Raw genomic sequence first — 13,690 nt, 5'->3', positions numbered from 1 at the left:
TCCCGTCGTCAACAAGGGTGTTCAAAGGATCAAGCGGGGATGGACAGAGCAAACCAGTTTACGGTGGACAAGGCAAGAAGCGTGGATGAAACGTCGCTTTCCGGCATTGTGACGGAGGGCGTTCATCGGCTTCTCGCACGGGTCTATCATGCTGATACGGATTTCTCCGGCGTGGTCTATCATGGACGTTATGTCGAGTTCTTGGAACGCGGGCGCACCGATTATCTGCGCCTCATCGGCATCCACCATTCCGCGCTTGCCGAGGGCTTGCATGGCGAGGAACTTCTCTGGATCGTGCGGCGGATGGAGCTCGACTTTTGCGCCCCGGCGCGCATCGACGATATATTGATGATCGAGACCGCCATTGAAAGTATCTCGGGTGCGCGCATCTACATGCGGCAGCGGATTTTGCGCGACAACATCCTGCTGATTTCGGCGAAGGTTGAGGCGGCGCTCATAAACAATGAGGGGCGGCCGCGCCGCTTTCCAAAAGAATGGAAAGATATTCTCCAGCCGGGCGCCGAAATCCTAACCCATCCTTAACCATAACATTCCATGAATGCGCGTGAATGAAAGAGGGGCGGGAGCGTTCTGCTTGCCGCGCCTTCCTTTCACCAAATTTAGCCGCAAGAAGCCGCATTAAGGGACCTTTAACCTCTTTACAAATGCGGCGATTGCGACGACGAATGCGACCCTTGCCGCCCGGTCCCGTGCCGGGCGTTTGGATTCGAGGATGGTGGACTTATGGAAAACGTAGCGCTTGCGGCACCTGCAGCCGATGTTACCCTCTGGGGCCTGTTCATGCAGGCGAACTGGGTGGTCAAGCTCGTCATGCTCGGACTTCTCGGCGCGTCGGTCTGGACCTGGGCGATCATCGTCGACAAGACGCTGGGCTATGGCCGGGCACGCCGTGCCATCGACCGTTTTGAGCAGGTGTTCTGGTCCGGCCAATCGCTGGAAGAGCTCTACCGCAATCTGAACGACCGCCGCACTACGGGTATGAGCGCCATCTTCATGGCGGCGATGCGCGAGTGGAAGAAGTCTTTCGAGAAGGGCGCTCGCTCGCCCATCGCGCTGCAAATGCGCATCGACAAGGCCATGGACGTCGCGCTGGCGCGGGAAAACGACAAGCTCGAAGCCCGTCTCGGCTTCCTCGCGACCATCGGTTCCGCTGCTCCGTTCATCGGCCTTTTCGGTACGGTCGTGGGTATCATGACCTCGTTCCAGGCCATCGCCTCGTCGAAATCGACCAATCTGGCGGTGGTGGCGCCGGGTATTGCCGAGGCGCTTCTGGCAACGGCAATCGGCCTCCTCGCCGCTATCCCGGCCGTTATCGCTTACAACAAGCTTTCAGCCGACGCGGGCAAGATCAGCGCGCGCATGGAAGGCTTCGCCGATGAGTTTTCCGCCATACTCTCGCGGCAAATCGATGAGAAGCTCGCGCCGCGTGGGTAGGGTCGCCGCATGATCCGTCCGGAACGTTCGCAACTTCGGGATCATGCTCCGAGCGTAAAATAGAGGGAAAGACAAGCCATGGGCATGTCGGTGGGAAATCAGGGACAGTCGGGCGGCCGTCGTGGCCGTCGTGGGCGCAAGAAGGCCTTGATGAGCGAAATCAACGTCACGCCCTTCGTGGACGTGATGCTGGTGCTGCTCATCATCTTCATGGTCGCCGCGCCGATGCTGACGGTGGGCGTGCCCATCGACCTGCCTGAGACCCAGGCCAAGGAGATGAACGCGCAGACCCAGCCGATCACCGTTTCGGTCAACGACAAGGGCCAGATTTATATTCAAGAAACCGAGATCGGCCTCGACGAAGTGGTGCCGAAGCTCGAAGCCATTTCCAAGACCGGCTATGACGAGCGCATCTTCGTGCGCGGCGACAAGTCGGCGGATTATGGCACCGTCATGAAGGTGATGGCGCGGATTTCGGCGGCCGGGTTCAAGAATATCGGCCTTGTGACACTCCAGGAGCAGAATAGCTGACGCCATCATGAAGGCTGGCCTCACATCCTCCGCGATCCTGCACGCCGTCATCATCGGATGGGGGTTGTTTACCTTTTCGTCGCCGAAGCCTTTCGAGATTTCGGATACTGAGGCGTTGCCGGTGGATATCGTGCCGATCGAATCCATCACGCAGATCCAGCAGGGTGACAAGAAGGCGCCGATGAAGGAAAAGTCCGCGCCCAAGCCCAGCACCAAGCCGAAGCCGCCGGTGGAAAATGCCGAAAATGTTGGCGACAACGATATCGATATGAAAACGCCGCCGACGCCGGACGCGAAGCCGAAGCCGGTGGAAACGGCGCAGGAGGCGAAGCCGCAGCCAAAGCCGGTCGAGAAGCCTGATCCCGTGCCGGAGGAAAAGCCCGAGCCGAAGCCCGCGCCCAAGCCGACGCCGGTTCCCGCAACCGAGGTGCAGCCGAAGCCTGAGCCCAAGCAGGAAGTGAAGCCGGACGCGGTGGCCGAGGCCATTGAGAAGCAATCCGAAAGCCCCGACGCGGAAGCGATGAAGCTTCCCGACAAGGTGCCTGCGCCCGACGCCAAGCCGAAGCCGCCGCAGGCACAGACGGCCAAGACGCCGGACCGCAAGCAGACCGAGGATACGCAGAAGACCGCATCTGCGGCCACGAACACGTCGGAAGACAAGAATGCCATCGCCGACGAGGTGAGGGCGCTTCTCAACCGGGAGAAGGCTTCGGGCGGCGGCGCGAAGCGCTCGACGGAGCAGGCTTCGCTCGGCGGCCAGAAGAACACCGGCGGCTCGAAGCTGAGCCAGAGCGAAATGGATGCGCTGCGCGGCCAGATTTCGAAATGCTGGAACGTGCCCGCCGGCGTGGCGGATGCGCAAGGCTTGCGCGTGACGGTGAAGATGAGGCTCACCGAGACGGGTGAGATCGAAGGCGCGCCGGAGGTCACCTCCAGCGGCGGCGGCGACTCCTCGGTCAGCCGCGCGGCGGCTGAAAGCGCGCGACGTGCCGTCATGCGCTGCGCGCCCTATAATCTGCCACGCGACAAATATGATGCCTGGTCAGAAGTTATAGCGAACTTTGACCCCAGTGAAATGTTTTGATGCTTGAACCTGTTTGCCAATCGAATGGCGCGGACAAATGAGGTCCCCGAAATTATGAAGAGAGTGATCCGGACGTTTTTCTCAGCCCTCGCCATGTTCGTGGCGGCCAATACGGTGGGTGTCGGACCTGCCGAAGCCGTCGTGGAGATCGACATCAACAAGGGCAATGTCGAGCCGCTACCGATCGCGATTACCGATTTCCTATCGGCTGACCAGATGGGGGCGAAAGTCTCCTCCATCATCGCGGCGGATCTGGAGCGGTCCGGCCTGTTTGCGCCGATCAACAAGGGCGCGTTCATCGAGAAGATTTCCAATCCCGACGCCGCACCGCGCTTCGAGGACTGGAAGGTGATCAATGCGCAGGCGCTGGTCACGGGCCGCGTCACCAAGGAAGCGGATGGGCGGCTCAAGGCGGAGTTCCGCCTGTGGGACACCTTTGCCGGCCAGCAGCTCGCCGGGCAGCAATTCTACACCTCGCCCGAGAACTGGCGGCGCATCGCCCATATCATCGCCGATGCCATCTATGAGCGGCTGACCGGCGAGAAGGGCTATTTCGACACGCGCATCGTGTTCATCGATGAGTCGGGCTCGGCGCAGCAGCGCGTCAAGCGCCTCGCCATCATGGACCAGGACGGCGCGAACACGATCTATCTCTCCGATGGACGCGACCTGGTGCTGACCCCGCGCTTCTCGCCCAACCGGCAGGAGATCACCTATATGTCGTTTGCGGGCGGCAGGCCGCGCGTTTATCTGCTGCAGCTCGATACCGGGCAGCGCGAGATTGTCGGCAATTTCCCGGGCATGACCATCGCACCGCGCTTCTCGCCCGACGGGCAGAAGGTGATCATGAGCCTGCTGCAGGATGACGGCAGCGCCAACATTTACACCATGGATTTGCGCAGCCGTACGACGACCCGGCTCACGAGCAGCTCGGCCATCGACACCGGCGCCTCCTATTCGCCCGATGGATCGCAGATCGTCTTCACGTCGGACCGCGGCGGACGTCCGCAGATCTATGTGATGGGGGCGGATGGCTCCAATCCGCGCCGCATCTCGTTCGGCGATGGCAGCTATTCCACGCCGGTCTGGTCGCCGCGCGGTGACCTCATTGCCTTCACCAAGCAGTCCGGCGGTCAGTTTTCCATCGGCGTGATGAAGACCGATGGTTCGGGTGAGCGCGTGCTCACCACCGGCTTCCACAATGAGGGGCCGACCTGGGCGCCGAACGGCCGTGTGCTGATGTTCTTCCGCAAGGCGGCGGGCGCCGGGGGCCCCAAGCTTTTCACCATCGACGTCACCGGGCGCAACGAGCGGCAAATCCAGACGCCGAACTTTGCTTCCGACCCGGCCTGGTCGCCTTTGCTGGATTGAACCCGCGGAAAGACGAAGGGATGCGACAATCTGGCGGGACGATGGCCATTTCAGCCGTCATTCCGCCGCATTGTCACTTAAATGTGCGAGCTAACAGCCCTCGGGGACGGGGCAACGCGCAAGAAAATATTAACCATAATTCTTGAGCGCGCCTTAACCTCGATATGGTTACTCGTTGTTCACTGCAACAGTTCAAATTTACCTAAGGAGCCCCGGCCCATGCGCCGTATCCAGTCAATTGCACGCAGCCCGATCGCTGTCGCCCTTTTCATGTCGCTTGCCGTTGCCGGATGCGCCTCCAAGAAGAACTTGCCCAATAATGCCGGCGATCTCGGATTAGGCGCAGGCGCAGGGGCAAATGGAGCAGTCCCCGGCTCATCGCAGGATTTCACGGTCAATGTCGGCGACCGTATCTTCTTCGACCTCGACTCTTCGGTGATCCGTGCCGACGCGCAGCAGACGCTCGCCAAGCAGGCGCAGTGGCTGCAGCGCTATCCGCAATATTCGATCACCATCGAAGGCCATGCGGACGAGCGCGGCACGCGTGAATACAACCTCGCGCTCGGCCAGCGCCGCGCCGCCGCTACCCGCGACTTCCTCGCCTCGCGCGGCATTCCTGCCAGCCGGATGCGCACGATCTCCTACGGCAATGAACGTCCGGTCGCTGTCTGCGACGCCGACTCGTGCTGGTCGCAGAACCGCCGCGCCGTCACGGTGCTCAACGGCGCCGGTAGCTGATTGCGCTTCCGCGTAAGCGGGCTTGCAAAAACATCACAGCGAATAAAGGAAAGGCGGCCATCCGGCCGCTTTTTCGTTTTAAACAAATTTTGGACGAACTTGCTTGCCTCCAGTAGGGTAGGGACCGATAAAGAGCCGGGCCGACGAGGCTGTATTTTTCTTTTGGCTGCATGGTTCTGTCCGGCAGTTCGGAGATCATGCTTAGGGATAGGGGTACCGAAGGGGCAAAGTGGAATGAATGGATCGCTGAAGAAACTGATACTGGGCCTGGCGCTTCTGCCGCTGCTTGCCGGGCAGGTGTTCGCGCAGGTGGCCGACCCGCGCGTGAGCCAGCTCGAGGAGCAGGTGCGCAACCTGACCGGCAAGATCGAGGAACTGAACTTCCAGATCCTCCAGATGCAGGAGCAGATGCGCAAGGTGCAGGAAGACAATGAGTTCCGCTTTCAGGAACTCGAGAAGAACAAGCGCTCGGATGCGGGCGGCCGCCAGGACAGGGCGGTCGCGTCCGCTTCCCGCGCGGCGAACGGCGAGGCATCGGGAGATGCCTCGCCCGCTGCTCCCGCTTCCCCATCGGCTTCGGGCTCGTCCGCGAGCGCCGATTCCATCGCCATTGATCCGCAAGGCACATCGAACGGTACGGGCATTCCGCCCCGCTCCCTGGGTTCGATCCGCTTCGACGCCAATGGCAATGTAATCGGCGAGACGATGGATGAGGCCGCCACCCAGGGCAGCGGCCCGGCGCCTTCGGTGCCGGCGGGCGGCAACACCATCGCCGCGCTGCCGGAAACGGACAATCCCAACGAGCTTTACAAATTCGCCTACCAGAACATCCTGTCCGGCGATTACCGTGCGGCGGAAAAGGGATTTCGCGAGCATATCAAGCGCTATCCCGCCGACCCGATGACATCAGACGCGCGGTTCTGGCTGGGCGAATCGCTCTACGGGCAGGAGCGCTATCCGGAAGCGGCGACCGTCTTCATCGATACGCAGCGCGATTATCCGGATTCGAAGCGCGGCGCGGAAAACCTATTGAAGCTCGGCATGACGCTGTCGAAGATGAAAGACCATGAGGTCGCCTGCGCCACCTTCGCCGAAGTGCCCGTGCGCTATCCGGGCGCATCGCAGGCCGTGTTGAAACGTGTGACGGAAGAGCGTGCCAAGAACCGCTGCTGATCTCGATCCAGCCACGATCTTCTCGCCGTTCGATTTCGGCGGTAATGAGGCGGTCGTGGCGGCGGTTTCGGGCGGCGGGGACTCGCTCGCGCTTCTCTTTCTTCTCAGGGATTATTTTTCGACGCGCGCGGATGCGCCAAGGCTGATCGCGGTGACCGTCGATCACGGCCTCAGGCCCGAATCGGCTGACGAGGCGAGGGCAGTCGCGCGGCTATGCCGGGAGCATGGCATCGAGCATCGGATTATGCGCTGGGAAGGCGAGAAGCCCCGCACCGGCATTCCCGCTGCGGCCCGCGCGGCGCGCTACCAGCTTCTGACCGAAGCGGCGGGGGAGGCGGGAGCGCGGATCATCCTCACCGGCCACACGCAGGACGACCAGATCGAAACATTCCTCATGCGCGAAGCGCGCGGGGAAGGGCGCGGGCTGGCAGGGATGGCCGATGTTACCTTGCTTGGTGGGCAGTTCTGGCTGGTGCGGCCACTGTTGGATGTGAAAAGGCAGGCGTTGCGGACGTTTCTGACCGAGCGGAAGATTGGGTGGTTCGACGATCCAACGAATGAAAATCCGGCATTCGAGCGCCCGAGGGTTCGCGCCGCTATAGGGGCCAATCCCTCCCTTCACCCTCGCCCTTCGAGGCTCGCTGCGCGAGCACCTCAGGATGAGGGTGAAGGGCCTCGGCGCTCTGGCGGCTATATTGAGGAGGACGGTGCGCGGCTTGAGGGTGAGGGGGGTGAAGAAGTGCGGCGTTCCAGTAGCCCTCATCCTGAGGTGCTCGCGCAGCGAGCCTCGAAGGGCGAGGGCGCTTGGTATGACGGAAATATTGAGGCGCTTCTGAACAAGATCGCTTCGATGGCGGCAACCCGCCAGACCCAAAGCGAGGCGGTTGCGGATTTTCTCTCCACGAGCGTCTCCATCGAGCCGGGCGAGGTGGCAAGCATCGATGCGGGAGGCTTGAGGGAGGCGAGACAAGATGTCGCTGCGCTGGCGCTGGGCGTTCTCGCGGCGGTCATGGGCGGGCGCAGTTTCCTACCCGGTACGGGGGAGCGGGAGCGTCTTCTCCTGCATCTCAAGGGGGAGGGGTCGGCCAGACTGGCGCTCAGCCGTGCCATCGTTCAGCGCGGCGCGCGGCGGCATCTCATCTGGCGGGAGGCGCGCGGCCTGCCGGAATTGCAGCTGATGCCGGGAGAGAGCGGCATCTGGGACGGGCGGTTTGCGGTTGCCAATCATCTGCTGGGTGGCGAAGCCCTGCGAATCGCGCCGCCTTCTGCTTCGGAATTTGAAAGTTTCAGCCGCGAGAAGGGGATTGAGCGCGCACATTTCCGCCGCGCTGCGGTGCTGGCGGGGCCGGCTGTCACGATCGATGGCGCTCTCACGGATGTTCCCGCCCTGACGAGAGGACGGTTCCTGCCCGAGGGGGTTGAGTTAAAGCGTCGCATCGCCCTGTATGACGAGGTCTTGCCGGGTCACGATATCATGCTCGCCAATGCGGTCCGGCGTCTGTTCGGCTTGGCTTGTTATCCCGCACCGCCATTATTTTAGCTGCATTTGTGCGGTGCCAAGGTTCGCCCGGCTGGAAAATGCTCGGCTACGCAACGCGTTTGTAAACCAGTGCTATAAGATTTGATGCTACGCTTCATGCTTGCCTTGGCAAGGCCTCGCTTCGAACCTATGTTAGTTCAAAATCGCCGTTCCCGGGTTTTGGGGCGGAAGTGTTGACCGATTGGACCCGTTATGAATCCCAACTATCGCAACTTCGCCCTGTGGGCGATTATTGCCCTTCTCCTGATTGCGCTTTTCAACCTGTTCCAGAGCCCGGCGCAGCGTACGGCATCGCGCGAGATTCCCTATTCGCAGTTCATCAGCGATGTCTCGGGCGGACGGGTCAAATCGGTCACGATCACCGGCGAGCGGATCACGGGGACCTATTCGGACAGCGGGTCGTCCTTCCAGACCTACTCTCCGGGCGATAATGAGCTTGTCTCTCGTCTGGAAGCCAAGGGCGTCGCAATCACGGCCCGGCCCGAGACGGATGGCTCCAGCTCTCTCGTCGGTATCCTGCTTTCCTGGCTGCCGATGATCCTGATCCTCGGCGTGTGGATTTTCTTCATGCGCCAGATGCAGGGCGGCTCGCGCGGGGCGATGGGTTTCGGCAAGTCTAAGGCCAAGCTTCTGACCGAAGCGCATGGCCGCGTCACCTTTCAGGACGTGGCGGGCGTGGATGAGGCCAAGGAAGACCTCGAAGAGATCGTCGAATTCCTGCGCGATCCGCAGAAGTTCCAGCGCCTCGGCGGGCGCATTCCGCGCGGCGTGCTGCTCGTCGGCCCTCCGGGAACGGGTAAGACACTGCTGGCGCGCGCCATCGCCGGCGAAGCGAATGTGCCGTTCTTCACCATTTCGGGTTCCGACTTCGTCGAAATGTTCGTCGGCGTCGGCGCGAGCCGTGTCCGCGACATGTTCGAGCAGGCCAAGAAGAACGCGCCCTGCATCATCTTCATCGACGAAATCGATGCGGTGGGCCGTCACCGCGGCGCCGGTCTCGGCGGCGGCAATGACGAGCGCGAGCAGACGCTGAACCAGCTTCTGGTCGAGATGGACGGCTTCGAGGCCAATGAAGGCATCATCCTTATCGCCGCGACCAACCGTCCTGATGTGCTCGACCCAGCACTGCTGCGTCCGGGCCGTTTCGACCGTCAGGTTGTCGTGCCGAACCCGGATGTGGCTGGCCGCGAGAAGATCTTGAAGGTTCACGTCCGCAATGTGCCGCTGGCGCCCAATGTGGACCTGAAGGTGCTGGCGCGCGGTACGCCGGGCTTCTCGGGTGCGGACCTTATGAACCTCGTCAATGAGGCGGCGCTGATGGCGGCGCGGCGCAACAAGCGCCTCGTCACCATGCTCGAATTCGAGGATGCCAAGGACAAGGTGATGATGGGCGCGGAGCGCCGCTCCAGCGCCATGACGCAGGCCGAGAAGGAACTGACCGCCTATCACGAGGCCGGCCATGCGGTCGTTGCCATGAACGTGCCGGTCGCCGATCCCGTGCATAAGGCAACCATTATTCCGCGCGGGCGCGCGCTCGGCATGGTGATGCAATTGCCGGAAGGCGACAAATATTCGATGAGCTATAAGTGGATGGTGTCCCGGCTCGCGATCATGATGGGCGGGCGCGTTGCCGAGGAATTGAAGTTCGGCAAGGAGAACATCACCTCCGGCGCTTCCTCCGACATCGAGCAGGCGACCAAGCTTGCCCGCGCCATGGTGACGCGCTGGGGCTTCTCCGACAAGCTGGGCCAGGTGGCCTACGGCGAGAACCAGGAAGAAGTCTTCCTCGGCCACTCCGTTGCCCGCCAGCAGAACGTGTCGGAGGAAACGGCGCAGCTGATCGACGCGGAAGTGCGTCAGCTCATCGACAATGCCTATAACGAAGCGCGCACGATCCTGACCAAGAAGAAGAAGGACTGGATCGCCATTGCCGAAGGTCTGCTAGAATATGAGACGCTGACGGGCGAGGAACTGAAGGCGCTGTGCGCCGGGCAGAAGCCGGCCCGCGACCTCGGTGACGATACCCCGCCATCGCGCGGGTCTAGCGTGCCGAAGGCCGGTGGCACGACGCGCAAGCGCAAGACATCGGGCAACGAGCCGGACACCGGCATGGAGCCGCAGCCGCAATCCTGACGCGGACATTTCGATACTGTTTAGAACAGCCGGGTATTGCCCGGCTGTTTCATTTATAAATGCAAAGTGAGTGGGAAATCGCTCCGCCGCCTTTGTTTGCCTCTTTTTCACCCCTCCAAGTTATTATGGTGCTACCCGTGTGAGCGGAATTGCAGGACCCCGCTGTTTTTGCGATAAAGCATAGAGGTTTGGGGTTCGCTTAGATAAGGCGTGGTTATGAGTCGGAAATATTTCGGAACGGATGGTATTCGCGGAAGAGCCAACAGCTTTCCCATGACGCCTGACATTGCCATGAAGGTCGGCATGGCCGTCGGTCTCCTCTTTCGTGAGACGGGCCAGGGCAAGCGTGTGGTGATCGGCAAGGATACCCGTCGTTCCGGCTATATGCTGGAGAATGCGCTGGTTGCGGGCTTTACGGCAACCGGCATGGACGTGTTCTTGCTCGGCCCCATTCCCACGCCGGCGGTGGCGATGCTCTGCCGCTCGCTTCGTGCCGATATCGGCGTGATGATCTCCGCCTCGCACAATCCTTACTATGATAACGGCATCAAGCTGTTCGGGCCTGACGGCTTCAAGCTTTCCGACGAGCTGGAATTGCAGATCGAAAAGCTCATCGAGGAGGACATGTACGCCAAGCTCGCCGGCAATGGCGATATCGGGCGGGCGAAGCGCGTCGAGGGCGATATTTATCGCTACACCGAGTTTGCCAAGCGCACGCTGCCGCGCAATCTTTCGCTGGCGGGCCTGCGCATCGTCGTCGATTGCGCCAATGGCGCGGCTTACAAGGTCGCCCCTTCGGCGCTTTGGGAGCTTGGCGCAGAAGTCGTGACGATCAACAACGAGCCGAACGGCGTCAACATCAACGAGGATTGCGGCTCGACGCATCCTATCGGCCTGATCAAGAAGGTGCATGAAGTGCGGGCCGATCTAGGCATCGCGCTCGACGGCGACGCCGACCGCGTGCTGATGGTGGACGAGGGCGGCAATGTCATCGATGGCGACCAGCTGATGGCCGTCATTGCCGAATCCTGGGCGAAAACGAACCGGTTGACGGGCAATGGCATCGTCGCCACCGTCATGTCCAATCTCGGCCTTGAGCGCTTCCTTGCGGCTATGGGCCTGTCGCTGGCGCGCACCAAGGTGGGCGACCGCTATGTGGTCGAGCACATGCGCGAGCATGGCTTCAATGTCGGCGGCGAGCAGTCCGGCCATATCGTGCTTTCCGATTTCTCGACCACCGGCGACGGGCTCGTTTCGGCCCTGCAGATCCTCGCCGTTATGCAGGAGCAGGGCCGGCCATTGAGCGAGGTCTGCCGCAAGTTCGACCCGGTGCCGCAGCTTTTGAAGAATGTGCGCACCAAGGGCGGCAAGCCGCTGGAGGACACCACCGTCAAGAGCGCTATCGAGGATGCACGCGACCGCCTGGGCAATGGAGGCCGCCTAGTCATCCGTCCTTCCGGCACCGAGCCCCTTATCCGCGTCATGGCGGAAGGCGATGACCGGACCCTGGTCGAGACGGTGGTGAACGACATCGTCAATGTGATCTCGGGGATACGCACTGCCGCTTAAGGGAGTAGGGGAGTAAGGGAATAAGGGAGTATGTGGCTATTGCCATAACCGTGTTGCGCGATACCCTATTCCCCTATTCCCCTATTCCCCTATTCCCCTATTCCCTTAATAAACAGGGTTAAGCACGGTTTAACCTTTCCCATCTATTTTTCGCGATCGAAGTCAGTGGGAATTCGGCGCGAGAATCGAAGCGCCGGCACGTTCGGGATGGGAAAAGCCACCATGCAGCATCAATTCAAAAACATCATTGCCGGTGCGGTCATGCTCGCCGCCGCCGGGTTCTCTCATTCCGCGCTTGCGGCCGATCTGGCGCCGCCCATGCCGGAAGCGCCTGCTATTCCGGAGGTCGTGCCACCCGCGGTCGGGGGATGGTATCTGCGCGGCGATATCGGCTACTCCTGGTCCAAGTTCCGCGAGACGACCTATGACGTTCCCAACAATGGTTGCGGCACGTGCGGTGCGTTCGTCGAGAAATCGCTCGACGGTGACCTCAAGGGCTCGTTCCTTGCCGGCGGCGGTATCGGCTATCAGGTAACGGATTATTTCCGCACGGATTTGACCGCTGATTATATGTTCCGGTCGAAATTCGAAGGCGGTTCGTGCTCTCCGGCCGGATGTTCTGATGACCGCTCGAAGCTGAGCGCGCTCTCCATTCTCGCCAATGCTTATGTGGATCTAGGGAATTTCAACGGCTTCACGCCCTATGTCGGCGCTGGTATCGGCGGCACACGTGTGAAATGGGATGATCTGGTGGATCACAAGAATGGCACCACGCAGGAAGGCGCAGCAAACTGGCGCTTCACCTATGCGCTTATGGCGGGTGTCGCGTTCGACCTCACGCAGAATCTGAAGCTCGATGCCGGTTACCGCTACCGTCATGTCAATGGCGGCAAGATGTTCGACGGCGGTCAATGGATCGGCGATGGGCATGATGACGGCTTGAACATTCATGACGTCCGCGTCGGCTTGCGTTACCAGTTCGGCGCTCCGTCGGCTGGATATGCGCCAGAGCCGCTGCCCATTTACAAGTGAGCTTTGGCTCATCGTTTCTTGCAGAAGCCCGGCTCAGCCGGGCTTTTTCGCGCGTAGCCACGCTTAACGGCAGCTTAAGATTTTTGGTTAATGATCGAGAAACGTAAAGGCAGAAGCTGTCTGCCGCGTGGGGATTCGAGATGAAACGCATCAAGCGCATTTTCATAGCAGCATTATCCAGCCCGCTTCTGGCCGCGCCGGCATTTGCCGCGGACCTGGGACCGGTGCCGGTGGAGACCCCGGTTACCGCGGAGCCGGTCGCGGCCGTGTCCGGCTGGTATCTGCGGGGCGATGTGGGACATAGTTTCGACGCCAAGGGTGACGGGCGGTACGGCGTCTGGGACGAGGCCAGCCATACCAAAACCGAGTTCGACTATGACGAGATAGAACTGCGCGGCAACACGGATTTCAGCGTCGGTGTCGGCTATCGCTTCAACCAATATCTGCGCGCTGACGCGACGCTCGGCTATTGGAAGCGGGATGTGTTCGGCTCGAGCGAGGCGTTCGGCGGCGCGGTCACCTTCGATGATACCTCGAAAGTCAGCGCCTGGGAGATGATGGCGAATGCCTATATCGACCTTATTACCTGGGGCAAGGTCACGCCCTATATCGGCGGCGGTCTTGGCGTCACGCGTCTGAAATACGGCACGATGAAGAACCGGTCCTGGTGTCATGATGTCAATGTCTGCGGTGACAGCTACTGGGCCGACCATGGCGGCTTCTCCTCGACGCGCTTTACCTGGGCGCTGATGGCCGGCATGAGCGTCGATATCACCTCCAGCACCAAGCTCGACTTCGGCTATCGCTATTCGCACATCAAGGGCGGCAAGGCTTTCGGCTGGGATGCGTCCGACATCGCCGCGGGCGCGACCGGCGTGCAGGGTTACGACAAGGGCTTCGACGTGCATCAGGTCCGTGTCGGCCTGCGCTACGAATTCGGCGGCCCGGAAGCAGCCTACCAGCCCGAGCCGCTGCCGGCCTATGGCGAGCCGGCGCTGGTTTATAAGAATTGAAGACGCGGAGGGTCACTCTGGCGTTGGCTTGAAAATTCCAAGGGAATGAAG

The 13,690-nt window shown here is 61.3% G+C and carries 11 protein-coding genes and 1 pseudogene; all 12 read left to right on the top strand.

Annotation, left to right across the window (positions count from 1 at the left end):
- Positions 1–39 precede the first annotated feature (39 nt).
- Positions 40–543 carry a tol-pal system-associated acyl-CoA thioesterase gene (ybgC, locus tag ACOWVG_RS08065; RefSeq protein ID WP_420961300.1) on the top strand — a complete coding sequence of 168 codons (504 nt, stop codon included), beginning with the start codon at positions 40–42 and terminating at the stop codon, positions 541–543.
- 201 nt (positions 544–744) lie between these two features.
- Positions 745–1,455, top strand: coding sequence for a protein TolQ (gene tolQ, locus ACOWVG_RS08060; protein WP_420961298.1), 711 nt, complete (start codon positions 745–747; stop codon positions 1,453–1,455).
- A gap of 78 nt (positions 1,456–1,533) precedes the next feature.
- Positions 1,534–1,986 (top strand): protein TolR, encoded by a 453-nt coding sequence (tolR, locus tag ACOWVG_RS08055; protein WP_420961296.1) that lies wholly within the window; start codon positions 1,534–1,536, stop codon positions 1,984–1,986.
- 7 nt (positions 1,987–1,993) lie between these two features.
- Positions 1,994–3,070, top strand: coding sequence for a hypothetical protein (locus ACOWVG_RS08050; protein ID WP_420961295.1), 1,077 nt, complete (start codon positions 1,994–1,996; stop codon positions 3,068–3,070).
- 24 nt (positions 3,071–3,094) lie between these two features.
- Entirely contained in the window at positions 3,095–4,441 is a 1,347-nt protein-coding gene (tolB, locus tag ACOWVG_RS08045; protein WP_420961293.1) for a Tol-Pal system beta propeller repeat protein TolB, read from the top strand.
- A 219-nt stretch (positions 4,442–4,660) separates the two neighbouring features.
- Positions 4,661–5,179, top strand: a complete 519-nt coding sequence (gene pal, locus ACOWVG_RS08040) for a peptidoglycan-associated lipoprotein Pal (RefSeq protein WP_420961291.1) — start codon at positions 4,661–4,663, stop codon at positions 5,177–5,179.
- Between the two features lie 234 nt (positions 5,180–5,413).
- Positions 5,414–6,352, top strand: coding sequence for a tol-pal system protein YbgF (gene ybgF / locus ACOWVG_RS08035; protein WP_420961289.1), 939 nt, complete (start codon positions 5,414–5,416; stop codon positions 6,350–6,352).
- Positions 6,333–6,959: pseudogene (gene tilS / locus ACOWVG_RS08030) on the top strand (tRNA lysidine(34) synthetase TilS); the annotation flags it as partial. The gene ybgF and the pseudogene tilS, both read left to right, overlap by 20 nt.
- Before the next feature lie 1,125 nt (positions 6,960–8,084).
- Positions 8,085–10,025, top strand: a complete 1,941-nt coding sequence (gene ftsH / locus ACOWVG_RS08025) for an ATP-dependent zinc metalloprotease FtsH (RefSeq protein ID WP_420961288.1) — start codon at positions 8,085–8,087, stop codon at positions 10,023–10,025.
- Between the two features lie 216 nt (positions 10,026–10,241).
- Positions 10,242–11,594 carry a phosphoglucosamine mutase gene (gene glmM / locus ACOWVG_RS08020; RefSeq protein ID WP_420961286.1) on the top strand — a complete coding sequence of 451 codons (1,353 nt, stop codon included), beginning with the start codon at positions 10,242–10,244 and terminating at the stop codon, positions 11,592–11,594.
- Positions 11,595–11,816: 222 nt separating this feature from the next.
- Positions 11,817–12,626, top strand: coding sequence for an outer membrane protein (locus ACOWVG_RS08015; RefSeq protein WP_420961285.1), 810 nt, complete (start codon positions 11,817–11,819; stop codon positions 12,624–12,626).
- Positions 12,627–12,766: 140 nt separating this feature from the next.
- Positions 12,767–13,639 (top strand): outer membrane protein, encoded by an 873-nt coding sequence (locus tag ACOWVG_RS08010; protein ID WP_420961284.1) that lies wholly within the window; start codon positions 12,767–12,769, stop codon positions 13,637–13,639.
- The last annotated feature ends 51 nt before the right edge of the window (positions 13,640–13,690 follow it).

Origin of the sequence: Brucella sp. IR073, assembly GCF_049065735.1 — a bacterium.
GTDB lineage: Bacteria > Pseudomonadota > Alphaproteobacteria > Rhizobiales > Rhizobiaceae > Paramesorhizobium.
Note: the sequence above shows the minus strand (reverse complement) of the source record. Positions and strands in the feature narration are given on the sequence as shown.

Bases quoted from the DNA above. Each gene is read 5' to 3' on its own strand.
- ACOWVG_RS08015 (WP_420961285.1), top strand. From the start codon at position 11,817: ATGCAGCATCAATTCAAAAACATCATTGCCGGTGCGGTCATGCTCGCC.
- ybgC (WP_420961300.1), top strand. From the start codon at position 40: ATGGACAGAGCAAACCAGTTTACGGTGGACAAGGCAAGAAGCGTGGAT.
- tolB (WP_420961293.1), top strand. From the start codon at position 3,095: ATGGCGCGGACAAATGAGGTCCCCGAAATTATGAAGAGAGTGATCCGG.
- ACOWVG_RS08010 (WP_420961284.1), top strand. From the start codon at position 12,767: ATGAAACGCATCAAGCGCATTTTCATAGCAGCATTATCCAGCCCGCTT.
- ftsH (WP_420961288.1), top strand. From the start codon at position 8,085: ATGAATCCCAACTATCGCAACTTCGCCCTGTGGGCGATTATTGCCCTT.
- glmM (WP_420961286.1), top strand. From the start codon at position 10,242: ATGAGTCGGAAATATTTCGGAACGGATGGTATTCGCGGAAGAGCCAAC.
- ACOWVG_RS08050 (WP_420961295.1), top strand. From the start codon at position 1,994: ATGAAGGCTGGCCTCACATCCTCCGCGATCCTGCACGCCGTCATCATC.
- ybgF (WP_420961289.1), top strand. From the start codon at position 5,414: ATGAATGGATCGCTGAAGAAACTGATACTGGGCCTGGCGCTTCTGCCG.
- tolQ (WP_420961298.1), top strand. From the start codon at position 745: ATGGAAAACGTAGCGCTTGCGGCACCTGCAGCCGATGTTACCCTCTGG.
- pal (WP_420961291.1), top strand. From the start codon at position 4,661: ATGCGCCGTATCCAGTCAATTGCACGCAGCCCGATCGCTGTCGCCCTT.
- tolR (WP_420961296.1), top strand. From the start codon at position 1,534: ATGGGCATGTCGGTGGGAAATCAGGGACAGTCGGGCGGCCGTCGTGGC.